Below are 24,812 nucleotides of genomic sequence, written 5' to 3'. Positions count from 1 at the left end.
TTCTTATGCAGAAAACGATAAGAAGGGGCCCTTCCTTACACCGCATTGAAGTAGGAGCGGACCTCGGCGACGACTGTTTCGAGATGTTCGTCGGGGAGTTCGGGGTAGATGGGGAGGGACAGGCACTCCCTGGCCCAGGCCTCGGTCACCGGGAGGTCGCCCGGCTGGTAGCCGAGCGAGGCGTACGCGGGTTGCAGGTGCAGGGGGATCGGGTAGTGCACCCCGGCGGCGATGCCCGCGTTCCGCAGGTGGGCCAGCAACCCGTCGCGGTGCCGGGTGCGCACCACGAACAGGTGGTGGACGCCGCGCCGGTTCGGCGGCTCGACCGGCAGGACCAGGTCGCCGACGCCGTCGAGCCGGGATCGGTAGGCGGCGGCCAACTCCCGCCGGCGCTGGTTGCCGTCCGCCAGCGTGGTCAGCTTCACCGCCAGTACCGCCGCCTGTAGCGTGTCGAGCCGCGCCGCGTAGCCGACGGTGAGGTGCTCGTACTTGGTGGTGCGACCGTGGTCGGACAGCCGCCGGATCCGGTCGGCCAGCGCCGGGTCCGAGGTGGTCACGGCTCCGGCGTCGCCGAACGCGCCGAGGTTCTTGCCCGGGTAGAAGGAGAAGCAACCGATCCGGCCGTACGCTCCGGCGCGGACCGTCGAGCCGTCGTCGCGGACGTACTCCGCCCCGTGCGCCTGTGCGGCATCCTCGATCAGCGGCACTCCGGCCGCCGAGGCGAGTGCGCCGATCGCGCTCAGGTTGACCGGTAGCCCGTAGAGGTGCACCGGCAGCACCGCGCGGACCCGGTCGATGACCGCCTTCAGCGCGTCGGGGTCCATGCCCCCGGTCTCCTCGTCCACCTCGACGAAGCGCGGCCGGGCGCCGAGCCAGCTCACCGGCTCGGCGGTGGCGACGAAGGTGTGGGCCGGGACGGCCACCTCGTCACCGGGACCCACGCCGAGGGCGGCCAGGCTCAGGTGGATCGCGGCGGTGCCGGAGGAGACTCCGACGGCGTGGCTGGTGCCGCAGAAGGCGGCGAAGGCCGACTCGAACTCGCCGACGTCCCGGCCGAGGATGAACCGGGTGTCGTCGACGACGGATCGCATGGCCGCGTCGATCGCGTCGCGGTGCCGGTCGTACGCGGCGGCCAGGTCGACCAGGGGGATTCGGGGCATGACGGGCTCCTGTGTGTTCACGGTGCGGACGAGCTGCGCTGTGCGACCTGCGTTTTTTCAGTGCGCGGCGTGGGTGAGGTCGGGGTGTGGGCCGTCGGAGTGCGGCCGTCCGAGCGGTGCCCGGTTGACGGACGGCCGCGCGATGTCCGGCGAACCGGGAATCCGGGGCACCGTCACCGTCACGCCACCGGCCCGGAGCGAGGCGTCGGCCGCCTCCAGTACGGCCACCACGCGCGCGCCGTTCCAGCCGTCCGTCCGGGGCCGGGCGCCGGTGCGTACGCAGTCGAGGAAATGGCCCAGTTCCACCGCCAGCGGTTCCGCCGTGGACAGCACCGGTACGTGCGCCGCGTCGTCGCGCAGCCGGTACCGCCGGATGCCGTGTCCGTCCGGCTCCAGTGGTTCCGCGCCCTTGTCGAAGACGGTGAGCCGGGCGTCGGTGTTCAGGTCGTCGTAGACGAGCATCCGGCGGGTGCCGACAACGGTGGTGCGTCGGGTCTTCGCCGGATCCAGCCAGCTCACGTGCATGTGTGCCACCACGTCGTCCGGATAGCCGACGGTGACGAACATGACGTCCTCGACGCCGTCGTGCAGGTACCGGCCGCCCTGTGCGGCGACCCAGCGTGGCTCGGCGCCGAGCAGGTAGTTGGCGATGGAGACGTCGTGCGGCCCGATGGACCAGAACGTGTGCAGGTCACTCTGGATCCGGCCGAGGTTGAGGCGCTGGGAGTGCAGGTAGAGGACGTCACCGATCTCGCCGGCCTGGATGAACTCGCGCATCCGTTCCACCGCCGGGACGTACTCGAAGGTGTGGCCCACCATCAGCACCAGGCCCTGGCGGTCGGCCGTCTCGGTCAGCGTGACCGCGTCGGCGACGGACATCGCCAGCGGCTTCTCGACGAAGACGTGCTTGCCGGCCGCCAGCGCCCGGCGGGCCAGTGGTGCGTGGCTCGGCGCCGGGGTGGCGATCAGGACGGCGGTGACCTCGTCGTCGTCGAGGACCTCGTCCAGGTCGTCGGTGGCCCGCACCTGCGGGTACAGCTCCGTCGCGGCGTGGCGTCGCTCGGGACTGGCGTCCACCAGATAGCGCCACCGCGACTGCGCCAGTTGGTCGAGGATCCGGGCGAGATTGGTACCCCAGTAGCCAAAGCCGATCAGGCCGAACTTCTCGGTCACGATACTGTCTCCAATGGATCGGGGACGGTGATGGGTCGCCGGAAATGCCGCCGTGGTTCGCGCGCGTTACGTGAATTCCATTCGCCGATGAGCGCTCGCGATCGGATGTCGTTAATCGTCGGGACGGCACATGTCCCGACCAGTCGACGCCGCCCGGTCGGAAGGTCGAAAGGCGGGGCCAATGGCTTCGTTGATAATGCGATGACAATTCACCGGGGATCCTGCTATGGCGCCCCCGCGACCCGCCAGACCGCTGTCCAGTTCCCGACCTCGTCAGGTCGATCGGAACGAGGAAGGGCGAGCGTTTCGCGTATTCGGCACCAGTGCCGAGGCGCGGAGGGTCTGGTCCGGGTGGTCGCATAGCCAGGCGAGGCGTTCGATCACCTTCTCCGGATCGTCGTACGGATCCAGCCCGGTCACCTCGGTGGGATTCAACGCCGGAACCGAGACGTGCGAGATCAGCGGATGCAACGGTCGGACGTCGAACTCACCCTCGCCGAGCAGATCCTCGTGCAGCTTCTCGCCCGGCCGCAGACCGGTGTAGACGATCCGTGGCTCGCCGGGCGCCTGGGCGGCGAGCTGCCGGGCCAGGTCCTCGATGCGTACGGGGCTGCCCATGTCGAGCACCAGCGCCTCGCCGTCCCGCCCCAGCGCCGCGGCCTGGAGCACGAGCTGCACCGCCTCCTGCACGCTCATCAGATAGCGGGTCACGTCCGGGTGCGTGACCGTGATCGGCAGTCCGGCGTCGATCTGCGCCCGGAAGGCGGTGACCACCGATCCCCGGCTGCTGAGCACGTTGCCGAACCGTACGCTGAGGAACGTGCCGGGCTCGTTGGCGCCGGCGTACGCGGTCAGCCGCTCGGTGATCCGCTTGGAGTAGCCGAGAACGCTTATCGGGTTCGCCGCCTTGTCCGTGGAGATGTTCACGAACCGGGCCACGTCGCGAGCGGCGTTCAGGACGGACAGGGTGCCCCAGATGTTGGTCTTGACCGCCTCTCCGGGATGCCGCTGCAACAGGGTGAGGTGCTTGAGCGCGGCGGCGTGGAAGATGATGTCGGGCCGCCGCTCCCGGATCGTCCGCGCGATGCCCTCGCCGTCGCGCAGATCGGCCAGGATCAGTTCGGGCCCGTCCAGCATCGCCCGGCCGGACAGCGACAACTGGAGGCCGTGCAGGGCCGACTCGTCCCGGTCGAGCATCATCAGCTCGCCCGGGTCGGCCCGGAGGATCTGCCGGCACAACTCGGAGCCGATCGATCCGCCGGCCCCGGTGACCAGCACCCGCCGGCCGGTCAGGGCGGAGTCCGCGCTGCCGAGGTCGGCGACGACCTGACGCCGGCCGAGCAGGTCGTCGATCTGCGCGTCCCGCACGTCGGCGACGCTGATCCGGTGGTCGACCAGTTCGCGTACGGGTGGCAGCACCTTGAACTCGGCGCCGGCGGCCAGTGTGGCGGCCCGGACCGCGCGGATCAGTTCCGCGTCCGCGTTGGCGACCGAGAAGATCACTGCGCTGGCGCCGGTCTGGGCCACCGCCTCGCGGATCTCGCGTCGGCCACCGAGCACCCGTACGTCGTCGATCCGCAGATGCCGCTTGTCCGGGTCGTCGTCGAGGAGGCCGACCGGCAGATATCCGCCCCGGGGATCGCTGACCATGGCCCGCAGCAGCGCCTGGCCGGCCGAACCCAGGCCGAAGAGCAGCACCGGGATCGCCGAGCGGGTGTTCGGGCGCAGTGCGCGGTCGCGCCGGTGGCGGTAGGCGGACCGGACGCAGAGCATCAGGAGCAGGGCCACCGCCGCGCCGACCGGCGGGGTGCTGGCCGGGATCGGACGGTCCGCCGTGGCGAGGACGGCGAGCAGCATGATCGCCGCGCTCGCCGCCACCGTCACGGCCAGGGCCCGGATCTCCTGCAGGCTGCCGAGCGGGTGCCGTCCCCAGTATCTGCGCTGCACCGAGGCGAGGGTGGGATGCAGGGCGGCGGCGATCAGTCCGGCGCCGACCACCTGGACCAGTTGACCGGTGGTGAGGTCGAACTCGTATCTGGTCCACGCTGCTGCGGTGAAGCCGCCGATCCACGCGACGGCATCGCCGGCGACCAGAGCCGCGGCGCGGGCCTGGGCCTTCCGGCGACGACTGGCGCTGTGGAGGGGGGGCGCATCTGCGCTGAGCGACATGTACGACTCCTGGTGCGGCTCTGTCTCGTTGGGACCTGGCGGAACGCGTGGTCCTATTCGTCGGGTGATAAACACTTACCCGACTGATAAGCGGGCCGAGGGCTTTTCCCAAGTTTTCCGCTCATGCGCGCTCTGCGCGTTACCCGACGACTCCTCCGTCGTTGACGGGTCGGGCGGATCAGGTCGGTGGTACTGGCGCCCCGTACCGATACGAATGATGAAAAAGCTACGCCTAGGTGAATAGGGAAATCATTGAAGATCGTCGTGACTGGCGGGGCTGGCTTCATCGGCTCCAATGTGGTACGCGCGCTCGCGGACGCCCCACGGGTCAATGAGATCGTCGTTGTCGACGATTTCTCGACCGGGAGACTCGAAAATCTCGTGGAGCTGCCAGCACGATTGCTGCCCGGCACGATTCTCGCCCCCGCGACCCTCGACGAGGCATTCGCGGGGGCGTCGAGCGTGATCCACCTGGCCGCCATACCCTCGGTCCAGCGATCCGTGGACGATCCGATGCGCAGTCACCAGGCCAACGCGACCGGCACCCTGATGGTGCTGGAGGCGGCGCGGCGGCACCGGGTACCGCACGTCGTCCTCGCCTCCTCCTCGTCGGTGTACGGCGGCAACCTGACCCTGCCGAAGGAGGAGACGCTGCGGCCGATGCCGCTGAGCCCCTACGCGGTGTCGAAACTGGCGACCGAGGCGTACGCCCTGGCGTACTCGTCCTGCTTCCGCCTTCCGGTGCTGCCGTTCCGGTTCTTCAACGTGTTCGGTCCCGGCCAGGCCGCCGGGCACGCCTACGCGGCGGTGGTGCCCGCGTTCGTCTCGGCGGCGCTCGAAGGCCGACCGCTGCGGGTGTTCGGCGACGGACGGCAGACCCGGGACTTCACCTTCGTCGGCAGCGTCGCCTCGGTGATCGTCGACGCGGTGCTCCGCCGGGTGTCGGCGCCGGACGCGGTGAACCTCGCCTTCGGGTCGCGGGTCTCCCTGCTCGGCCTCGTCGCCGAGCTGGAGGCGGTGCTGGGGCGGAGCCTCGAAGTCGTCCACGAGCCGCCCCGGCCGGGCGACGTGCGGGACTCGCAGGCCGACCGCACGCGACTGACCTCACTGTTCCCGTCGGTGCGGCCACATCCCCTGCGGGTGGGGCTGGCGGCCACCGTCGACTGGATGTCCGGCCGCGTCCTCGCCGGCCGCTAGCTCCCGCCGGGCATGCGTGCGGTGAGGCGGGACGTCGTCGAGCACGACAGGCCGGCCGACCGGCGGTCGGGCGAGGATACTGCGGCGGTGGGTGGGCTCGGCCGGGACCGGAGCCGCCGGCTGGTCTCCGGCATCGCCACCGCGGCGCTGAGCCGGGGGACCGGGGTGGTGGTCCCGCTCGTCCTGATCCCGGTCACGCTGTCGTACCTCGGTGCGGACAGGTACGGCCTCTGGATGGCGGTGACGGCGCTCACCGGAATGGCCGCCTTCACCGACCTGGGGCTCGGCAACGGGCTGATGACCAAGCTCGCGCCCTGCTACTCCAGCGGGGACGCGGCGAAGGCCCGTGGCTACGTCTCCAGCGCGTACCTGGTGCTGACGGTGATCTCGGTCGGGACCTGCACCCTCCTCTGGGTCCTCTCCGGCGTCATCCCGTGGGCGTCGCTGCTCAACGTCTCCGGCACGGCGACACCGTCGGATGCCCGGGCCGTCACCCTGGTCTGCCTGACCGCCTTCGTCCTGAACATTCCGCTCTCGCTGGTCATCCGCGTCCAGTACGCGTACCAGCAGGTCGGCAGGAGCAACATCTGGCAGGCGGCAGGCAGCCTGTCGTCGCTGCCGCTCACGCTGGGGGCGGTGCAGGCCTCGCTGCCGCCCGTCACGGTCATCGCGGCCAGCGTGTCGGGCCCGGTGCTGGTGAACCTGGTCAACACCGGGTGGACGTACGTCCGGCAGATGCCGGAGATCGGGCCCCGGATCGGTGCCGTCGACCCCCGGCTCGCCCGGGAGCTGCTGCGACTGAGCGGGCTGTTCTTCGTCCTGACCATCGTCTGGTCGCTGGGGATGAACGCGGACAGTCTGGTCGTCGCGCACGCGCTGGGCCTGGAGGCCGTCACCGCGTACGCGGTACCCGCCCGACTGTTCACTCTGCTCGGGTTCCTCGTCATCCTGGTGAACCTTCCGCTCTGGTCCGCCAACGGCGACGCGCTGGCCCAGGGCCATCTGGACTGGGTCAGGCGGATCACCCGGTGGATGACGCTGATCTCCGCGCTCACGTTGCTGCTTCCGGCCGCTGTCCTGCTGATCGCGGGCGACCGTCTGCTGGCGGCCTGGCTGCCGGTTCCGCTGGGCGGGGACCGCTGGCTGCTCGGCGGTCTCGCGCTGTGGATGGTGCTGCTCGCGGCCACCTCGCCGATCGCCATGGTGCAGAACGCCGCCGGTGTCGTCCGTCCGCAGCTGCTGGGCGTGTCGCTGTACCTGGTGCTGTCGGTGCTCGCGAAGTGGTACGGCGCCACGCGGTACGGGATCGCCGCCGTGCCGTACGCGTCGGCGGTCAGTTACGTGCTGACCGTGCTCCCGTTCACCTGGTACGGATACCGGCGGGTGCTGACGACGCATTCGCCGAAAGCGTCCTCGGCCGACCTGGATCCGGAACGCGATTCGCATTCACGGGTACGGGAGGGGCTGCCGGGATAGCGACGGGGGAACGATTCCCGGAATGTTTTCCGGGTTCTCGAAGGTTCCTATCGGACCGAACTGACTGGACTATGGTTGGCGAGCTATGAACAGACACTCAGTGATGGCGCGGCTACGCACGTTGGCGCCGGGAGTCCCGCGTACCCGTGGTGAGGCGCTGGCGTCCCTGCACCTCCTGGCGACCCTGCGGGCCCAGGGATGGCAGCGGTCGATGAGCGGCGGGGCGCCCGTCGATGCGAGCGGTGAGCCGCAGCCGTGGCTGACCTATCCGGCGGTGGACTGGCTCGAGCGGGCGCTGACCCCGAGCGTCCGGGTCTTCGAGTACGGCGCCGGCTCGTCGACCTCCTGGTTCGCCCGGACAGGCCGGGTCAAGGAGATCGTTTCCGTCGAGCACGACCCCGGGTGGTTCGCCCGACTGCCGCAGCCGACGAACGGGAGGATCAGTTACGTTCCGTGCGAGGGCACGTGGTGGGAAACGGACGAGCGGGCGCCGTACGTGCGGGCCGTCGCCGACGGAGCGCCCTGGGACGTGATCGTCATCGACGGTATGGCCCGGAACACGTGTGCCCGGATCGCCGCCAACCACCTCTCCCCGGCCGGCATGGTGGTCCTCGACGACACCGACAACGTCGCGTCGCTACCGGCGCAGGTCGAATTGACCAACCGGGGTCTCGGCCGACTGGACTTCTGGGGATTCAAGCCCGGAATCGGCACCCGGCTCTGCACGTCGGTGTTCGGCCGGGACATCAACGCCTGGCTACCCAGGTGACCCGGCGCGGAGCCTGGGTCGCCCAGGTCGGCCCGTTCCTCTTTCCCTGGGGGCAGCCCGGTTCCCGGCGGGTCTACGGCGTGGCCAGGTCCCTGGCCGCCGCCGGATACGACGTGGTGGTGGCCAGCGGCGAGGACGGGCCGGCGACGCCGACCCGGCTCGACGAGGTCGACGGGCCCGGGTCCGTCCGCTACCTCGGGCTGGGCGAGATTCCGTCGGCCGGGGCCGGTCGGCTCACCCGGTCCGTGCAGTGGTTCCTGCGCTGGGGACAGCGGACGGCCCACTGGCTGGACGCCCAGCCGACGTTGCCGTCACACGTCGTGGTCGCCGGCGGCGACGCGCCGTACATGGTGCACCTGCGGCGGTGGTGCCGCCGCAACCGGATCCCGTTGATCGCCGACGTCGTCGACTGGTACAGCCCGCAGCAGCTCCGGGGCGGTGTCCTCGGCCCCCCGCACCTCAGCGCCCAGGCGGCGTTGCGCTACTACTATCCCCGGTGCGACGGCATCATCGCGGTGAGCTCCTTCCTGGAACGGCACTACCGCAGCCGGGGGAGTCGGGTCCTGCGCGTGCCGCCGACCCTCGACGTCCAGAACCTGACCGTGCACCCCACCGGGGCCGGCACCGGCGGGCCCGATCTCACCCTGGTCTACGCGGGCACGCCGGGCCGGAAGGACCTGATCATCGAGATGATCCGCGCGGTGGACCGGCTGGACCGGGAGGGCGCCAGGATCGAACTGCGGATCTACGGTCCGTCGCCGCAACAGGTACGGGCCCTGCTCGGCGGTGAGCCACCGCCCGGCATCGTGCGGTCGCTGGGGCGGCTGCCGCAGCAGGACATCCCGCGCGCGTTGCAGGAAGCGGACTTCAGCGTGCTGCTGCGCCGGCCGGAGCGGGCCAACCAGGCGGGATTTCCGACGAAGTTCTGTGAGAGCCTCGCCAACGGGACGCCGGTGATCGCCAACCTCACCAGCGACCTGGGTGGCTACCTGGTCGACGGTCGGGAGGGACTCGTCTGCGCCGACCACTCGGTGGCCGGGCTCGGCGAGACGCTCCGGACGGCGTTGCGGCTGACCACCGCGCAGCGGCGGCAGATGCGCGAGGCCGCGCGGCGGCGGGCGCTCGACTCGTTCGACTTCCGGGCGTACGCGGAGCCGCTCGGCACGTTCCTCGACACGGTCCGGCTCTGACCGTTACCGGTGCAGCCGCTCGGATCGTGCCCCGGCGCCCACCGTCGCGTCCCGCAGTGCGTGGTAGAAGGCGTCCCGCCGCCGCGCCAGCGGCTCGTCGCCGAAGTCGGCGGCCCGGCCGAGGTTGCGGGCCGATGCGGCCGCCATCCGGGCCGGATCGGTCAGGAACTGCCGGATCGATCCGGCGAGGCCCGCCGGGTCGTCCGGCGGCACGAGATCGTCCGGCGGCAGCAACTCGGGTATGCCGCCCACCGCCGTGCCGACGGCGGGCAGCCCCCGGGCCATCGCCTCGATGAGCGCCTTCGGCAGGCCCTCCGTCCGAGAGGGCATGACGAACAGGTCCGCCTCGTCGAGCCGGCGCCGTACCTCGGCACCGGCCGGCAGTGCGCCGGTCAGCACCACCCGGTCCGCCACGCCCAGCCGCTCGGCGATCCGTTCGAGCCGGGGGCGGCACCGGCCCTCGCCGACGTGCACGAGCCGTAGCGGAAGTCCGGTCGCCACGAGCCGGGCGAGCGCCTCGACGAGGGTGTCGACGCCCTTGTACATCTGCTCCAGCGTGCCGACCGACACCAGCGTGTGGGCCTGCCGCCCGGGATCGGGCCGGCGCGGTCCCTCCCGGTACGCCTCGGCGGGAAGTTCGATGCTCGAGTAGGCCGCCGTGACCGCCCCGGTCCGGGCCGGGTAGCGGGCCTGGAGGTATCGCTCGGTGACGTAGGCCGCCGCCACCGCGGTGCGGCACTGGTGCCGCAGCCGTTCCGTCTCCCGCCGGCGCAGCAGCGGGCGCAGCGGATGCCGGATCACGCCCGGGGCGAACACGTCGTACGGGTCACCCACGACCTCGACCGCGTAGGGCAGTCCCGCGCGTTCGCGCGAGGCCGCCAGCAGCGAGCCGAGTGGGGACGGCACCCGCAGCACGACGGCGTCACCGTCGTCCGCCGCCCCACGCACCGCCCGGACGACCGCCGCCCGGCGCACCAGATACTGTGCCGGCCCGACGTAACAGGGCACCGGCCACACCTCGACCCCGGGGCCGTCCACCCGCTTCGCGCCGTCGTCGTGGCGGGGGACGTCGGCCACCCGGGCGAGGACCCGGACCCGGTCGAAGGCCGACAGGTATCGGGTGAAGAAATGGTACGCCGGTCCACCCCGGCTCCAGATCGCCCCGTCCGGGGAACGGCTGAACCGTGCCTCGACGGTCACCACCACTCTGGTCCCGGAATATTGAGAAGCGTTCACTTCGCAGAGCCTCCACATCCGTTCCGAGGCGGGCCGGGACGCAATTATCGCCATAGGACTAAATCAGATTAGGGATGGCCTTTGGCCGTAACGGCGGATGTTCCGCCAATTCTGCGTGTCTTTCGTCTTGTCACCTCGTTGACCCCGATGTTGTTGACGAACGGGAGTACGGATGACCTTCCTGCCCGCCGGCCGCCGCGTGCTGATCACCGGAGGCACCGGTTCCTTCGGTCGGACCATGGCACGCCGGCTGCTGCACCAGGACGTGGGCGAGGTCCGGATACTCAGCCGCGACGAGGCCAAACAGGACGCCATGCGTCGCACCATCGGTGACGACCGGGTGCGTTACCACGTAGGCGACGTACGGGACTACGACACGGTGCTGCGGGCGACCCGCGAGGTGGACTTCGTGTTCCACGCCGCGGCGCTCAAGCAGGTGCCGTCCTGCGAGTTCTTCCCGCTCGAGGCGGTCCGGACGAACGTCCTCGGCAGCGCCAACGTGGTCGAGGCGGCCGACCGCAACGGGGTCAGCTCGGTGGTCGTACTCAGCACCGACAAGGCGGTCTATCCGGTCAACGCGATGGGGATGAGCAAGGCGTTGATGGAGAAGGTGGCCCAGGCCCACGCCCGCAACAACCCGCGCAGCCGTACCACGGTGTCGTGCGTGCGGTACGGCAACGTCATGTACTCGCGCGGATCGGTGATCCCGCTCTTCGTGGAGCAGATCAAGGCGGGCCGGGCGCTGACCGTCACCAACCCGGCCATGACCCGGTTCCTGATGTCGCTGACCGACTCGGTGGAACTCGTCGAGCACGCGTTCTCGCACGCCCGGCCGGGGGACGTGTTCATCCGCAAGGCGAGCGCCTGCACCCTCGGCGATCTGGCCGCCGCGCTCTGCCAGTTGTTCGACGCGCCCGCCAAGCTCGACGTGATCGGGGTGCGGCACGGCGAGAAGCTGGACGAGACGCTGGCCAGTCGTGAGGAGTTGGCCCAGGCCGAGGACTTCGGCGAGTTCTTCCGGGTGCCGGTCGACGCCCGCGACCTCAACTACGCCCTCTACGTCTCCGAGGGCGATCCGAGCACGGACACCGTCGACTTCAACTCGGCCAACGCGCCGCGGTTGGACGTACCGGAGATCGTCGCGCTGTTGCGTACCCTGCCCGAGATCCGCGCGGAGTTGGCCCTGCGCGAACCGGTGCTGATCGCATGAATCTCGCCCTCACCGGCGCCGGCGGCTTCCTCGGCTGGCACGTACGCGTGCTGGTCCGGGCGCTGGGCTGGCCCGACCCGACGGTGCTGACCCGGGCCGACCTGGCCGATCCGGCCGTGCTGGCGGCGAAGCTCGACGGCGTCGGCCGGCTGCTCCACCTGGCCGGCGTCAACCGGGGCGACCCGGCCGACGTGGCCGCCGGGAACGTGGAGATGGCCGCGGCGCTCGCCCGGGGCCTGCGCCGGTGCGCCCAGCCGCCGCCGACGGTCGTCTTCGCCAACTCCACCCAGGCCGGAAACGGCACCCCGTACGGCGACTCGAAGGCGGTGGCGGCGGCCACCCTGGCCACCGCGACGGAGCGGGGCGCGCACTTCGTCGACCTCCGGCTGCCCAACCTGTACGGCGAGCACGGGCGGCCGCACTACAACTCCGTCGTCGCGACCTTCTGCCGGGTGCTCGCGCAGGGCGGTGACCCCGAGGTACGGGACGACCGGGAACTGGATCTCGTGCACGCGGGCGACGCCGCGGCGCTGCTGGTCGACGCGCCCGCCGAGGGCGCCTGGGACAGCACGATGCCGGGCCTGCGGATCGGCGTACGGGCCCTCGCGGAGCGGCTCGGCGACTTCGCGGCGACGTACCGCAGGGGTGAGATCCCGGCGCTGGGGGACCGGCACGACGTCCGACTCTTCAACACCTACCGGTCGCACTGCTTCCCGGAACACGCTCCGCTGCCGCTGCCCCGGCACGCCGACCAGCGCGGCGAACTGGTCGAGGTGGTCAAGACGCACGGCGGCGCCGGCCAGACCTTCTGCTCCAGCAGCCGTCCCGGAGTCACCCGGGGCGAGCACTTCCATCTGGCCAAGGTGGAACGCTTCGCGGTGCTGCGCGGCACCGCCGAGATCAGCCTGCGTCGGGTCGGCCACGCCGAGGTGACCCGGTTCGCGGTCAGCGGCGACGAGCCGGTCGTGGTGGACATGCCGACGATGTGGGCACACCACATCACCAACACCGGTCCGGACGAACTCCTCACCCTCTTCTGGGCCAACGAGATCTTCGATCCGGCCCGTCCGGACACCTATCCGGAGCCGGTGGACGGCGGGGCCCGGGTACCGGCGGTGGTGGGATGAGCGGCTCCGCCGCGACCCGGGTGATGACCGTGGTCGGCACCCGACCGGAGATCATCCGGCTGTCCCGGGTGCTCGACCGGCTGGACCGCACCCTGGACCACGTGCTCGTGCACACCGGGCAGAACTGGGACCGGACCCTGTCGGACGTGTTCTTCACCGAACTGCGGCTGCGGAAGCCGGACCGTTTCCTCCGGGTCGACACGTCGTCGCTGGGCCGGGTCCTCGGCGGCGTGCTGATCGGCATGGAGGAGGCGATCAACGAACTGCGGCCGGACGCGCTGCTGGTGCTGGGCGACACGAACAGCTGCATCGCCGCGTTGATGGCCCGGCGGATGCGGATTCCCGTCTACCACATGGAGGCCGGCAACCGGTGCTTCGACCTCAACGTGCCGGAGGAGACGAACCGGCGGCTGGTGGACCACGTCGCCGACTTCAACCTGGTCTACACCGAGCACGCCCGGCGTAACCTGCTCGCCGAGGGGCTGCATCCGAGGCGGATCCTGCACACCGGCTCGCCGATGCGGGAGGTGCTGGAGCACTACCGTACGGACATCGCCGGCTCGTCGATCCTCGAGCAGCTCGAACTGCGGCCGGACCGCTACTTCGTGGTGAGCGCCCACCGCGAGGAGAACGTCGACGACCCGGGCCGGCTCCGGCGCCTGCTGGACTGTCTCCGCGCGGTACGCGACACCTGGCAGCTGCCGGTGCTGGTCTCCACCCACCCGCGTACCCGCAAACGCCTGGAGGCGTCGACCGCCGACGCCACCACCCTGGACGGGGTCGCGTTCCACGAGCCGTTCGGGCTCTTCGACTACGTACACCTCCAGATGGGTGCCCGCTGCACGCTTTCGGACAGCGGCACGATCAGCGAGGAGTCGGCCATCCTCGGCTTTCCGGCGGTGACCCTGCGGGAGTCGATCGAGCGTCCCGAGGCGCTGGACTCCGGCGGAATCATCATGACCGGGCTGGATCCCGCCGGGGTGGTCGAGGCGGTCTCGGTCGCGGTCGACCAGGTCCGCGCCGAGGGCGTGCCGTGTCCGGTGGACTACCGCGTTCCGGACACCTCCCGCCGGGTCGTCGACTTCATCCTCTCCACGGTCCGTCGTCACCACGACTGGGCCGGCATCCGGCGATGAGGCCGGTGGGACGTTCAATGGCGACAGATCGGACGACGACATGCACGTGGTGATAATGGCCGGCGGCAAGGGCACCCGGCTGCGGCCGTACACGACCGCCCTGCCGAAGCCGCTGGTTCCGATCGGTGACAGCCACGCCATCCTGGAGATCGTCCTGCACCAGCTGGCGGCGCAGGGGTTCGCCGACGTCACCCTGGCGATCAACCACATGGGCTCGCTGATCCGCGCCTTCGTCGGTGACGGCTCGCGGTTCGGCCTCCGGGTGGACTACGTCGAGGAGCGCGTCCCGCTCTCGACCATCGGACCGCTGTTCGGTCTCCGGGACCGGCTGCCGGAGCATTTCCTGGTGATGAACGGGGACGTCCTCACCGACCTCAACTACGCGGACCTGCTGCACACCCACGCCGCCTCGGGCGCCCCGCTGACCGTCGCGACCTGCCACCGCACGGTCAACGTCGACTTCGGCGTGCTGTCGGTCGAGGACGGCAGGATCGTCAGCTTCAGCGAGAAACCCAACCTCGACTACCAGGTCAGCATGGGCGTCTACGGGCTCTCCGCGCGCACCATCGCCGCGTACCCGGAGGGGTTGGCGTTCGGGTTCGACCAGCTGATGCTGGAGCTGCTCGGCCGGGGCGAGTTGCCGGCCAGCTACGACTTCACCGGCTACTGGCTGGACATCGGCCGCCCCGAGGACTACGACGAGGCCAACCGCAGGTTCGACGCGCTGAAGCCGATCCTGTTGCCGAGCCCGGTACCGGAGCCGGTATGACCGAGCGGAGTGAGGACGTCGGCCAGCCCAGGGTGCTGCTGTTCGGCGCGTCCGGATTCATCGGCGGCCACGTCCGCCGGACGCTCGGATCGGTGGCCGCGCTGCGCTGCCCGCGACGCGACGAGTTCGACCTGGTCCGGTGCGAGGTCGACGAGCTGGGTGCGCTGCTGCGCGCGGAACGCCCCGACGTGGTGGTCAACTGCACCGGTCGGCTGGCGGGCGGCACTCACGACCTGGTCCGGGCGAACACCGGGGTCACGGCAAAGCTCGTCGACGCGGTGGCGAAGGAGGCCCCCGACGCCCGACTGGTCCGGTTGGGGTCGGCGGCCGAGTACGGTCCCGTGCCACCCGGGCACGCGGTGACCGAGAGCGATCCGGCCGCGCCGATCAGCGGGTACGGCGTGAGCCAACTCGCCGCGACCCGGCTGGTCGAACTCGCCGCCGCGGCCGGTCGGGTCGACGGGGTCGTGCTGCGGGTGTTCAACCCGATCGGTCCCGGCACGCCGGAGGAGACCCTGCTCGGCCGGGCCGCCGCACTGCTGCGTCAGCCACCGGTCCCGGGCGGTGCCGCCGGAGACCTCTCGTTGGGCTCGCTCGCGGCGTACCGGGACTTCGTGGACGTCCGCGACGTGGCGTCCGCGGTCGCCGCCGCGGCCCTGGCCGGGACGCTGGCCGAGCGGGTGTTCAACGTCGCCAGCGGCCGCGCCGTGTCGGCGCGGGAGGCGGTACGGCTGGTCGCCGAGACGGCCGGGTTCGCCGGGAAGATCCGTGAGGATCGGCCGGCACCGGAACGGTCGGCGGACGTCGGGTGGATGTGCGGCGACATCCGTCGCGCCGGTCGGCTGCTCGGCTGGACGCCCTCGTACGACCTGGAGGGGTCGGTCAAGGCGATCTGGTCGGGTGGGCTCGACTAGGTCCACCGGCCACTGCCCTCGGGTCGAACCGCCAGAACCGGCCCGACCGGCGCTCCGTCGACGGGGCACCGGCCGAGGGAGTCTACTTCGCAAGGAGGCAGGAGTTTGTACCGGAAGATAGGCGTCGTCGGGCTCGGCTATGTCGGCCTGACCCTGGCCGCCTCGTTGGCCCGCAAGGGCTACCAGGTGTTCGGGGTCGACGCGCAGCCGCAGGTACTGGAGTCGTTGCGCGAAGGCCGGGTGCACATCTTCGAGCCCGGCATCGCCAAGGTGTTCGCGGAGCACATCGGACGGTCCCTGCGGGTCGGCACGGAGCTGCCCCCGGACGTCGATGTCGCGGTGCTCTGCGTGTCCACGCCCGTGGACGACCAGGCACACCGGCCCAACCTGGGTAACCTGGCGGCCGCCGCCGAGCAGGTGGCGCGGTGGTGCGGACCGGAGACCCTGGTGGTGGTCCGCAGCACGGTGCCGGTCGGAACGAGCCGTGCGGTGGTGCTGCCGCCGCTTCTCGCGGCCTGGGATCGGGCCCGGCTGGTGATGGCGCCGGAGCGGACCATCCAGGGGCAGGCGCTGCGCGAACTGGTCGAGCTGCCCCAGGTGGTCGGTGGGCTGGACGAGCCGAGCCGGGAGGCGGGACTGGCGTTCTTCGGCGGGCTGGCCACCCAGGTGGTACCGGTCTCCAGTTTGGAGGCGGCCGAGCTGGTCAAGCTGGCGAACAACTGCCACACCGACCTGATCTACTCGTTCGGCAACGAGCTGGCGCTGATCGCCGAGCGGCACCGGCTCGACCCGTTGGAGGTCATCGGCGCGGCGAACCTGGACTACCCCCGGCCGGACCTGAGCCGGCCCGGGTACGTCGGTGGCGGCTGCCTCTCCAAGGACCCGTACCTGATGATCGACAGCGCCGGCGGCCCGGGACCGTTCCTCGTCGGCGCGGCCCGGCGGCTCAACGAGTACCTGCCGGTGCACGTCGCCACCCGGGTCGTGGAACTGATCCGGCACGAGCGCGGCACGACCGTCGGTGCCCGGCTGGCCGTACTGGGGTGGGCCTACAAGGGCTGGCCGCCGACCGACGACATGCGGGGCACCCCGATCGCGGCGATGATGACCGTGTTCCGCGAGGCGGGGCTGGTGGTGCTCGGCCACGACCCGATGGTCTCCGACGACGTGGTCCGGGACCACGGCGGCGAGCCGACCAGCCTCGACAAGGCGTTCGCCGAGGCCGACGCCGTACTGGTGATCAACGATCATCCCGACTACCGGGCGATCGAGATCGGGTCCGTGCTCGGCGCCCGGCGGCCGGCGCTGATCTACGACTCGTGGCGGATCCTCGACGAACCGGCGATCAGGGCCGCCGGCATCCGCTACGCCGGCATCGGCTACCTGCCGGAACCGCACGGCGCCGACCGGCCGCAGCGGGACCTCTCGGAGGGCCGGGTCTGATGCGGGCACTCGTCCTCGGCGGCGCCGGCTTCATCGGCAGGCATCTCGCCGACCGACTGGTCGCCGACGGGCACCGGGTGACCGTCGTCGACGACTTCTCCCGGGGCCGGGACGACCGGCAACTGGCCGCGCTGCGCCAGCACCCGGCGGTGGACGTCCGCTCCGCCGACCTGACCAGCCTCGATTCCTGGGCCGCGCTGCCCCGGGGGTGGGACCAGATCTACCTGCTGGCCGCGGTCGTCGGCGTCCGCAACGTCGAGGCCGACCCGGCCCGGGTGGTCCGGGTCAACACCCTCACCGCGCTGCACCTGCTGGACTGGATCGCGCCCGGCGAGCGGGTGTTCTTCAGCTCCACCAGCGAGGTGTACGCCGGCGGGGTGGACGCCGGCATCGTGCCGGTGCCGACCGCCGAGGACGTACCCGTGATGGTCACCGACGTGACCTCGCCCCGGTTCGCGTACGCGATCAGCAAGCTCCTCGGCGAGGCGGCCTTCGTGCACGCCGCACGGGCGAAGGGCTGTCCGGCGGTCATCGGGCGGTTCCACAACGTCTACGGCCCACGGATGGGTACCGACCACGTCGTTCCGGAACTGGCCATGCGCGCGCTGGGCGGCGAGGACCCGTTCCGGGTGTGGGGCTTCGACCAGTACCGGGCGTTCTGCTACGTGGACGACGCGGTCGAGGCGATGCTCCGGCTGATGGACTGTCCCGACGCGGCGGGTCGGATCGTCCACATCGGAAACGACACGGCCCACACGAGCATCGGCGAGTTGGCTGGCCTGGTGCTGCGGATCGCCGGGGTGAGTCCGGTGGTACAGCCGTTGCCGGCGCCCCGGGGCTCGGTGAACCGGCGCTGTCCCGACCTCGGCCTGCTCCGCCGGCTGACCGGGTTCGAGCCGACGGTGTCGCTGGAGGAGGGGGTGCGGCGCACCTTCGACTGGTACCGGGAGTGGCAGGCGTCCACCGACCGCCCGTCCGTCGGCGCCCCGGTCACCGGCACACCTGCCGGAGGCGCTCCGGTGGTCGGCGTCCATCGACGGGATCCCTGAGGCGGTCACGCCACCTCGGCCCCGGAACCCTGCCGCCGTAGTGGCAGCGGGAACCGGGGCCGAACCCGTAGCGGATCCGGGGCCGAGCCGTAGCCGGTCGAGTGCGGGACGTGCCCGGCCCCGAGGGTCAGTGCCGGGGCGGGTCCGGTAGCGGCCAGGCGTCGGGCGCGGCCGTCGGGCGGGTCCGGGCCGCCGTGGCGCTCTCGGTCGTCTGTCCGGGACGGGCCGCCCTGCCGATCGACCGGCCCTGCCGTGCCAGCCACACCACCGCGGCGACCGGGAGGACGTACTTGAGCAGGAACCACGTGTTGTTGTCGAGGTCGGCGGTGGGTAGGAACGCGCACACGAGTGCCATCGGCGCGAGCAGCTTCGCGGTGAGCGACCGCTGCTGTCGCGCCCGCGCGTAGTACCTCCGGCCGAACCGTACGAACATGCCCAGGAAGGCGAAGGAGAGCACCCCGCCGGCCGGGCCGAAGTTCATGATGGCCTCTCCGGCGAGGCCGTAGACCCGGCTCGACCGCAGCCCCGACTCGTACGCCCCAGGGCCGAAGAGCAGGTCGGTGCCGGCCGCGACCTTGTCCGGGGGACGCTCGGGCAGGACCACGCCGGGTACGAGGAACGAGACGTCACCGAGATAGGTGACTCCGTACGCGAGTTCCGTGTTGCCCCGAAGTTGCCGGTCGAGTACCAGGGCCTGGATGTCCGCCCGGGAGAGATCTCCCAACAGCAGCGAGGGCACGTCCCGGCCGGTCTCCGACGATATGTCCCCGACACTGCGGGTACCCCGGGCGGCGTCGAGCACCTCCAGCCCGGCGGACTTGTAGAGGCCGTACGTGTAGATGAAGAGGCCGAGCACCAGGAGGAAGATGAACAGCGCCTTTCTGGAGACCCGGACGACGAGGAGGTGGATGAGGGTCAGGCCGATCAGGATGGGCCAGATCGTGTTGCTCCGACTACCCCGCAGTCCGCCCACGAAGAACTGCATCAGCGCCAGGCCGACCAGCAGGAGGAGGATCGCCGACCGGTGCCCGGCGAGCCAGCTCCGCCACCGCACGACGACGAGCGCGAAGACGATCATCGGGAAGGCCTCGCCGAGGATGAGGAGCCAACCCAGCCCGGTCAGCTCGACCCGGTCCGACTCGCCGGTCATCGTGCTCAGGTATCCGGAGATTCCGCCGAACATCGCGACCTCGCCGCAGAAGGCCAGCACGCTCACGAACACCGCGGCAAGGCCGAACCGGTAGAAGGCCCGCTCGTCGAACCGGGAGGCCCGGCGGGACCGGGGCTGCGGCCGGTCCCGGAAACCCAGCACGACCCGGTAGAGGCAGAGGCCGAGCACGTTCAGCAGGGCCATGGTGCCGAGGGCGGCCCGCCAGTCCGGCGGCCCGACGAGGAAGCGGGGCCAGTGGTCGAGCATGACGTTGAGGACCGGCGCCAGGTAGAAGAAGTGCATGCCCAGCAGCCCGAGGATCGCCTGCGGATCGAAGATGTCACGCCGCCGCCGGACCCACTCGATCGCGTCCACGCCGATCAGCACGCCACACACCGTCACCGGGATCAGGAACCAGTGTCGGAGGCGCGGATCGAGGAGCGCCAGGGCCGTGCTGACCGACGTCACCAGGAGGGCGGACATCGCCCAGCTCGCGGCCTCGGCGCCCAACCCGGGACCGATCATGGCGACCCGTACCGGTGGGGTCTCCGGAGGCGCTCCGCCGTCCGGGACCGGTTCGGCGATCGGATCGGCGGTCGGTTCGGTGGGTGGCGTGGACTCGCCCGCCGAACTGCCCACCGCTGAGTATCCGGTTCGGATCACCGCGCACCTGCCCGCCACAACGTCTTCCACTCCCGTACCGCGTGCTCCAGGACGAACGGCGATGACCGCAGGCTCCGGCTGATCTCCTGGCGCCCGGCGGCATCCGTCCGGGCCCGTACCGTCGCGGCGTCCGCCCAGCGACGCGCTCCGGCCGACAGCGGCAGCAGGGTGAGCCCGTCCAGGTGGGCGGCGAGTTCCCGCAGGCAGGGCAGGTCCGTCGCCACCACCGGGACACCGGCGGCCAGGGCCTCCAGCACCACGCCGGGCAGCCCCTCCCGCCGGGAGGGCAGCACCAGTACGTCGGCGGCGGCCAGCACCGAGGCGATCTCCTCGGTCTCGCCGGGGAGGAGAACGTGCGAGTCGTACCTGACGCCGGGACGTGTGGTGACGATGTCGTCGACGCCTCCCGGACCGACGGCGAGCAGCCTCGCGTCCGGCGACTCCACCCGGACGGCCCGGTGCACGTCGACCAGGAACGGGCGGTTCTTCGCCGAGGCGGCCCGGCCGATGTGCACCAGGACGGGCACGTCGGGCGGGAGGTTCCACCGTCGTCGCGCCGGCTCGCGCTGCCAGCCGTCGACCCGGTCGGTGGAGACGCTGTTGTAGAGCACCCGGTAGCGGGCGTCACCGGCCGGGGGAGCGGCGAGGTCGAGCGCCGCCGCGGTCACCCCGACGACGTCGGTGGCGGTGCGGCGGAGCAGTCGCCGCAGGAGTGTCCGGCGGGTCCGCTGGGTCCACGTGTCGGGTCGGCCGTCACCCTCGCTCCACATCCGCGCCACCCGCACCGGCACCCGGGCCGCCCACGCCACCAGCAGGACGGCCGCGCTGACCAGGCTGACGTGCGAGACGACGATGTCGGGCCGGAGCGCCCGCAGGCTCCGCCACAGGCGCGGCCCGAAGGACCGGGCCGGCCGGAGCGGGCACTGCCGTACCACGGCGCCGGCCGCCCGGAACTCGTCGACGAGTCGTCCCTCCCGGCCGGCGAGGGTGAGGAAGACCTGCTCGACCTCTTCGGACGGCACCGAACGGCAGATGTCCAGGGTCACCGTCTCGGCACCGCCGCGGTCCAGGCTGCCGATGACGTGCGCCACCCGGACGGCCCGGTCCGGGAACTGGCCGGTGCCGTCCCGGGCGACCTTCTCGATGACGTCGGCGACCCGGCCCGCCGAGGCCCGGTTGTCGAAGAGCCGGGCGGCGCGGAGCCGGGCCTGCTCGCCGCGCCCGGCCAGACGCCCGGCCTCGAACTCGCGGTACGCCGAGTCGAGCGCGGTGGCCAGCGCCGTCGCGTCGCCCCGGGGCACGATCCAGCCGGACGACTCGTCGACGGTCTCGGGCAGCCCCCCGGCGTCGCTGACGATGCTGGGTACGCCCATCGCGCTCGCCTCGACGGCGGCACCGTGCCCCTCGGACAGGGACGGGCTGACGCTCAGGTCGGCGGCCCGGTGGCAGGGGCGTACGTCGGCGACCGACTCGAGCCAGGTCACGCTCGGGTCCGTGTCGACGCCGAACCGGTCGACGAGTTCGCGGCGGTGTGCCTCACCGGCAGCGGTCCAGCCGCCACCGACCAGCAGCAGGTGGGCCCGGGGATGCTGGGCCCGGAAGGTCTGCCAGGCCGTGAGGAGGACGTCGTGGCCCTTGATGGCCCGTCCCTTGTGGGCCAGCCGTTTCGGCGGGTAGACGTAGGCGATCATGACAACGAGGAAGGCGTCGGAGTCGACGCCGAGGTCGGCGCGGGCCTTCGCCCGCAGCTCGTCCCGGGTGGGGTCGCCCGGGTCGCCCGACCGGACCCCGTCCGCCGGGTGGGCCACGGCGAAGTGGGCCGGGTCGACGCCGTAGGTCGCCACGGGCCGGCGCTCGGGCGGGCACCCGAGCGCGCCGTAGAGCCGTGACGTGTGTTCGGTGCCGCAGATGGTGGCGTGGTCCAGGCGCCACAGCACGCGCTCGACCGGCCGGATCAGCGGCGATTCGAGGAACAGTGGCCCGGCGACCATGTGCACCCGGCGTACCGGCAGCCCGAGGGTGCCGAACCGGGCCGCGAGCGCCGAGGCGTACAGGTGGTAGTGCAGCACGTCAGGCCGGAGCCGGCGGAGCAGCCGGCGGAGCCGCCACAACCCTCGCAGCGTCGCCACGCCCGGCCGGAACCGGAAGTCGAACGGCGATTCGAGTACGTCGAATCCGCGCCGGGTCAGCTCCGCCGTCAGCCGACCGGGCCCCGGCGGCAGTACGACGACGACCTCGTGGCCACGGCCACGCAGCTCCGCCACCTGGGGGAGGATCCACATCCCACCGCTGTTCGTCTTCAGCAGGACCGCGACGCGAAGTCGTTCCACCACTGCTGGTCCTCTCTCTTGCCCGGGCTCTTCCCGCCCTGGCGTGGACGCGCCCGGTCGGCCGGCGGGTGCCGGCGTGACCGGGTGCGGATGTCACCTCGCCGGCACTCCCTTGACCACCGCACCGGCCGGCACGTCCCGGACGACGCAGGCGCTGGCGCCGACGGTGGCGTCCGCGCCGACCCGGAGGCCCTGGAGCACCACCGCGCCGGCACCGATCAGCACGCCGGCCTGGAGTTGGCACTCCCCGGAGACCGCGGCGAGGGGATTGACCGAGACGTAGTCCGCCAGCACGCAGTCGTGCGCGACGGTCGAGTTCTGGTTCAGGTGCACGTGCCGGCCGAGGGTGACGTTGGTGGTCACCCGCGCACCCGCGAAGACGACCAGGCCATCCCCGGAGACGGTGTCCGGGCCCACCACGGCGGCGGGGTGCACCAGGCTCGCCGCCGGCAGCCCGTACCCGTCGACCCGCCGACCGACCGCGCGGCGGACCCGGGGATCTCCGAGCCCGAGTACGACGTGCGTGCCCGGCTCCGCCTCCCGCAGCCACTCGACCGTGCCGAGGTACGGCACCGCCAGGCGTTGCAGCCGCTTGTGGTTGACCTCCGAGGGGCGGTCGTCGACGAAGCCGAGCATCCGCCACCGTGGGCCGGTGCTCGCCGACGCGTTGATCGCGCGGATGATGTCGAGGGCCTCGCGGCCGTGGCCGCCGCAGCCGACGATGACGACGTCCAGGGTCATCCGGTCCGCCAGCCCGCCGCCGGCCACTGCCCTGCGGCTCCCCGGCTGCCGGTCAGGTCGCCGAGGCTGGCCGTCCGGTCGTCCGGACCGTCCGGCGCGTCGTGGTCGGCGCCGCCCTGGCCCGGTAGTTCGATGCTGCCGAGGAATTCCGGCGCGGTGGGGCTGCCCGGTGCCGTGATGCCGCGCCGGCGCAGTACGGCACCGACGGTGCTGGCGAGGATGTGCAGGTCCAGGCGGAGGCTGCGGTTGTCGACGTACCACACGTCGTGCGCGAAGCGCTCCGGAAAGGGCATCGCGTTGCGACCCCGGACCTGCGCCAGTCCGGTGATGCCGGGTCGCACCTCGTGCCGCCGCGCCTGCGCCGGGGTGTACCGGTTGAGGTAGTCGACGAGCAGCGGGCGGGGCCCCACCAGGCTCATCTCGCCCCGGACCACGTTCCAGAGCGTGGGCAACTCGTCCATGCTGGTGGCCCGGAGCCGACGGCCCAGCCCGGTCAGCCGGTCGCGGTCGGTCACCGCGCCGCGAGCGACGTCGACCGGCCGCATGGTCCGGAACTTGACCAGCTCGAACAGTTCGCCGTGCCGGCCCGGCCGGACCTGCCGGAACAGCACCGGCCGTCCCAGCGTCGCCGCGACCGCGACGGCGACGGCGAGCATGACCGGCGACGCGACGACGAGCAGCAGAATCGCCAGCACGACGTCGAGGAGGCGCTTGGTCGGGTCGTACCACCAGGTCCGGCCGACGGCGCTGATGCCCTCGCTGTGCCCGGTCACCGCCGTGCCTCCAGGAACTCCGCGGTGGCGTCGAGGACCCGCCCGATCTGCGGCTCGGTCAGGGCGGAGCCGCTGGGCAGGGTGAGTCCCTGGTCGAACAGCCGCGCGGCGGCACCGGTCAGGGCGGCCCGGGCCGCGCCGAAGACGGGTTGCAGGTGCATCGGTTTCCAGACCGGTCGGGTCTCGATCTGCCGTTCCGCGAGGTGGGCGGCGAGTTCGTCGGCCCGCCATCCGGCTCGGGCCGGGTCGACGACGACGACGGTCAGCCAGCAGTTCGCCCCGGGATCGCCGTCGCCGAGCAGGCGTACGCCGGGTGTCGCGGCGAACAGCTTGGCGTACCGCTCCCGCAGGTCGCGGCGGCGTGCCATCATCTCGTCCAACCGGCACAGTTGGGCCCGGCCGAGGGCGGCGAGCACGTTGCTGAGCCGGTAGTTGTAGCCGACGTCGGTGTGTTCGTAGTGCGGCACCGGCTGGCGGGCCTGGGTCGACAGGTAGCGGCACCGCTCGATCAGCGCGGCGTCGTCGGAGACCAGCATGCCGCCGCCGGAGGTGGTGATGATCTTGTTGCCGTTGAAGGAGAGGGCGGCGAGCCGGCCGAACGACCCGGCCGGTCGCCCCCGGTACGTCGCGCCGAGCGCCTCCGCCGCGTCCTCGACGACCGGCACCCCGGCGGCCGCGCACAGCGGAAGCAGCGTGTCGTAGTCCACACAGGCGCCGAACATGTCGACCGGGATCACGGCGGCGACCCGTTCACCGGCGGCGGTCAGCCGGCGGAGCAGGTCCGCCAGCAGTCCGACGTCGAGGTTTCCGGTGGCCGGATCGCAGTCCACGAAGACCGGTTCCGCGCCGGTGTACGCCACGGCGTTGGCCGTCGCGACGAAGGTCAGCGTGGGTACCACGACCACCTGACCGGGCCCGGCGCCGAGGGCCAGCAACGCGAGGTGCAGGGCGGCCGTTCCCGAACTCAGCGCCACCGCGTACCGGGTGCCGGCGCGCTCGGCGACCTCCTGCTCGAACGCGGCGAGGTCCGGACCGGCCGGCGCGATCCATCCGGAGCGGATCGCCCGTAGGACGTACGACTCCTCCAGCGCTCCGACGTCGGGGGGCGACAGCAGTATCTGAGCGGTCATCGGGTGG

The 24,812-nt window shown here is 71.7% G+C and carries 20 protein-coding genes; 11 read left to right on the top strand and 9 right to left on the bottom strand.

Features of this window, described 5'->3' with window-relative positions:
* Positions 1 to 35: 35 nt before the first annotated feature.
* From ACFP2T_RS43590 to ACFP2T_RS43580, 3 genes are all read right to left on the bottom strand, one after another.
* Complete coding sequence (locus ACFP2T_RS43590; RefSeq protein WP_377432960.1) at positions 36 to 1,160, bottom strand: DegT/DnrJ/EryC1/StrS family aminotransferase; 1,125 nt, start codon at positions 1,158 to 1,160, stop codon at positions 36 to 38.
* A 57-nt stretch (positions 1,161 to 1,217) separates the two neighbouring features.
* The gene (locus ACFP2T_RS43585) at positions 1,218 to 2,333 is read right to left on the bottom strand and encodes a Gfo/Idh/MocA family protein (protein ID WP_377432959.1); all 1,116 of its coding nucleotides are present in this window, start codon (positions 2,331 to 2,333) and stop codon (positions 1,218 to 1,220) included.
* A 273-nt stretch (positions 2,334 to 2,606) separates the two neighbouring features.
* Complete coding sequence (locus tag ACFP2T_RS43580) at positions 2,607 to 4,502, bottom strand: polysaccharide biosynthesis protein (RefSeq protein WP_377432957.1); 1,896 nt, start codon at positions 4,500 to 4,502, stop codon at positions 2,607 to 2,609.
* Positions 4,503 to 4,766: 264 nt separating this feature from the next.
* Between ACFP2T_RS43580 and ACFP2T_RS43575 the strand changes: the two genes are divergently transcribed.
* The 4 genes from ACFP2T_RS43575 (at position 4,767) to ACFP2T_RS43560 (ending at position 9,134) form a co-directional block, all read left to right on the top strand.
* Complete coding sequence (locus tag ACFP2T_RS43575; RefSeq protein ID WP_377432955.1) at positions 4,767 to 5,699, top strand: NAD-dependent epimerase/dehydratase family protein; 933 nt, start codon at positions 4,767 to 4,769, stop codon at positions 5,697 to 5,699.
* Positions 5,700 to 5,786: 87 nt separating this feature from the next.
* Positions 5,787 to 7,175, top strand: a complete 1,389-nt coding sequence (locus tag ACFP2T_RS43570) for an oligosaccharide flippase family protein (protein WP_377432953.1) — start codon at positions 5,787 to 5,789, stop codon at positions 7,173 to 7,175.
* An 85-nt stretch (positions 7,176 to 7,260) separates the two neighbouring features.
* The gene (locus tag ACFP2T_RS43565; RefSeq protein WP_377432952.1) at positions 7,261 to 7,944 is read left to right on the top strand and encodes a class I SAM-dependent methyltransferase; all 684 of its coding nucleotides are present in this window, start codon (positions 7,261 to 7,263) and stop codon (positions 7,942 to 7,944) included.
* Positions 7,941 to 9,134 carry a glycosyltransferase family protein gene (locus ACFP2T_RS43560; RefSeq protein ID WP_377432951.1) on the top strand — a complete coding sequence of 398 codons (1,194 nt, stop codon included), beginning with the start codon at positions 7,941 to 7,943 and terminating at the stop codon, positions 9,132 to 9,134. The genes ACFP2T_RS43565 and ACFP2T_RS43560 overlap by 4 nt, the downstream gene beginning before the upstream one ends.
* 3 nt (positions 9,135 to 9,137) lie before the next feature.
* Here ACFP2T_RS43560 and ACFP2T_RS43555 read toward each other — a convergent pair whose 3' ends face one another.
* A complete protein-coding gene (locus ACFP2T_RS43555; RefSeq protein ID WP_377432950.1) occupies positions 9,138 to 10,370 on the bottom strand; it encodes a glycosyltransferase in 1,233 nt (410 codons plus the stop codon).
* Positions 10,371 to 10,542: 172 nt separating this feature from the next.
* Between ACFP2T_RS43555 and ACFP2T_RS43550 the strand changes: the two genes are divergently transcribed.
* The 7 genes from ACFP2T_RS43550 to ACFP2T_RS43520 all read left to right on the top strand — a co-directional run bounded on the left by ACFP2T_RS43550 (position 10,543) and on the right by ACFP2T_RS43520 (position 18,018).
* A complete protein-coding gene (locus ACFP2T_RS43550) occupies positions 10,543 to 11,580 on the top strand; it encodes a polysaccharide biosynthesis protein (RefSeq protein WP_377432949.1) in 1,038 nt (345 codons plus the stop codon).
* Positions 11,577 to 12,707, top strand: a complete 1,131-nt coding sequence (locus tag ACFP2T_RS43545; RefSeq protein WP_377432948.1) for a polysaccharide biosynthesis C-terminal domain-containing protein — start codon at positions 11,577 to 11,579, stop codon at positions 12,705 to 12,707. The genes ACFP2T_RS43550 and ACFP2T_RS43545 overlap by 4 nt, the downstream gene beginning before the upstream one ends.
* Positions 12,704 to 13,843: a non-hydrolyzing UDP-N-acetylglucosamine 2-epimerase gene (gene wecB, locus ACFP2T_RS43540; RefSeq protein WP_377432946.1), complete on the top strand. Its 1,140-nt coding sequence runs from the start codon at positions 12,704 to 12,706 to the stop codon at positions 13,841 to 13,843. Before ACFP2T_RS43545 ends, wecB begins: the two co-directional genes overlap by 4 nt.
* Positions 13,844 to 13,883: 40 nt before the next feature.
* Entirely contained in the window at positions 13,884 to 14,612 is a 729-nt protein-coding gene (locus ACFP2T_RS43535; protein WP_377432944.1) for a sugar phosphate nucleotidyltransferase, read from the top strand.
* A complete protein-coding gene (locus ACFP2T_RS43530) occupies positions 14,609 to 15,526 on the top strand; it encodes an NAD-dependent epimerase/dehydratase family protein (protein ID WP_377432942.1) in 918 nt (305 codons plus the stop codon). Before ACFP2T_RS43535 ends, ACFP2T_RS43530 begins: the two co-directional genes overlap by 4 nt.
* A gap of 105 nt (positions 15,527 to 15,631) precedes the next feature.
* Positions 15,632 to 16,969: a nucleotide sugar dehydrogenase gene (locus ACFP2T_RS43525; RefSeq protein ID WP_377432940.1), complete on the top strand. Its 1,338-nt coding sequence runs from the start codon at positions 15,632 to 15,634 to the stop codon at positions 16,967 to 16,969.
* The gene (locus tag ACFP2T_RS43520; RefSeq protein ID WP_377432938.1) at positions 16,969 to 18,018 is read left to right on the top strand and encodes an NAD-dependent epimerase/dehydratase family protein; all 1,050 of its coding nucleotides are present in this window, start codon (positions 16,969 to 16,971) and stop codon (positions 18,016 to 18,018) included. Before ACFP2T_RS43525 ends, ACFP2T_RS43520 begins: the two co-directional genes overlap by 1 nt.
* A 127-nt stretch (positions 18,019 to 18,145) precedes the next feature.
* Here the strand turns inward: ACFP2T_RS43520 and ACFP2T_RS43515 are convergent, their stop codons facing one another.
* The 5 genes from ACFP2T_RS43515 to ACFP2T_RS43495 all read right to left on the bottom strand — a co-directional run bounded on the left by ACFP2T_RS43515 (position 18,146) and on the right by ACFP2T_RS43495 (position 24,805).
* A complete protein-coding gene (locus ACFP2T_RS43515) occupies positions 18,146 to 19,807 on the bottom strand; it encodes an O-antigen polymerase (protein WP_377432937.1) in 1,662 nt (553 codons plus the stop codon).
* 20 nt (positions 19,808 to 19,827) lie between these two features.
* On the bottom strand, positions 19,828 to 22,161 hold the full coding sequence (locus ACFP2T_RS43510; RefSeq protein ID WP_377432935.1) for a glycosyltransferase: 2,334 nt from the start codon (positions 22,159 to 22,161) through the stop codon (positions 19,828 to 19,830).
* 93 nt (positions 22,162 to 22,254) lie between these two features.
* The gene (locus tag ACFP2T_RS43505; protein WP_377432933.1) at positions 22,255 to 22,902 is read right to left on the bottom strand and encodes an acetyltransferase; all 648 of its coding nucleotides are present in this window, start codon (positions 22,900 to 22,902) and stop codon (positions 22,255 to 22,257) included.
* Positions 22,899 to 23,675: a sugar transferase gene (locus tag ACFP2T_RS43500; protein WP_377432931.1), complete on the bottom strand. Its 777-nt coding sequence runs from the start codon at positions 23,673 to 23,675 to the stop codon at positions 22,899 to 22,901. Before ACFP2T_RS43500 ends, ACFP2T_RS43505 begins: the two co-directional genes overlap by 4 nt.
* Complete coding sequence (locus ACFP2T_RS43495; protein WP_377432930.1) at positions 23,672 to 24,805, bottom strand: DegT/DnrJ/EryC1/StrS family aminotransferase; 1,134 nt, start codon at positions 24,803 to 24,805, stop codon at positions 23,672 to 23,674. Before ACFP2T_RS43495 ends, ACFP2T_RS43500 begins: the two co-directional genes overlap by 4 nt.
* Between the last annotated feature and the right edge of the window lie 7 nt (positions 24,806 to 24,812).

It is taken from the genome of Plantactinospora solaniradicis, from assembly GCF_042658085.1.
Classification (GTDB): domain Bacteria; phylum Actinomycetota; class Actinomycetes; order Mycobacteriales; family Micromonosporaceae; genus Plantactinospora; species Plantactinospora solaniradicis.
The sequence above is the reverse complement of the archived record's forward strand: the minus strand, read 5'-3'. Positions and strand labels throughout refer to the sequence as shown.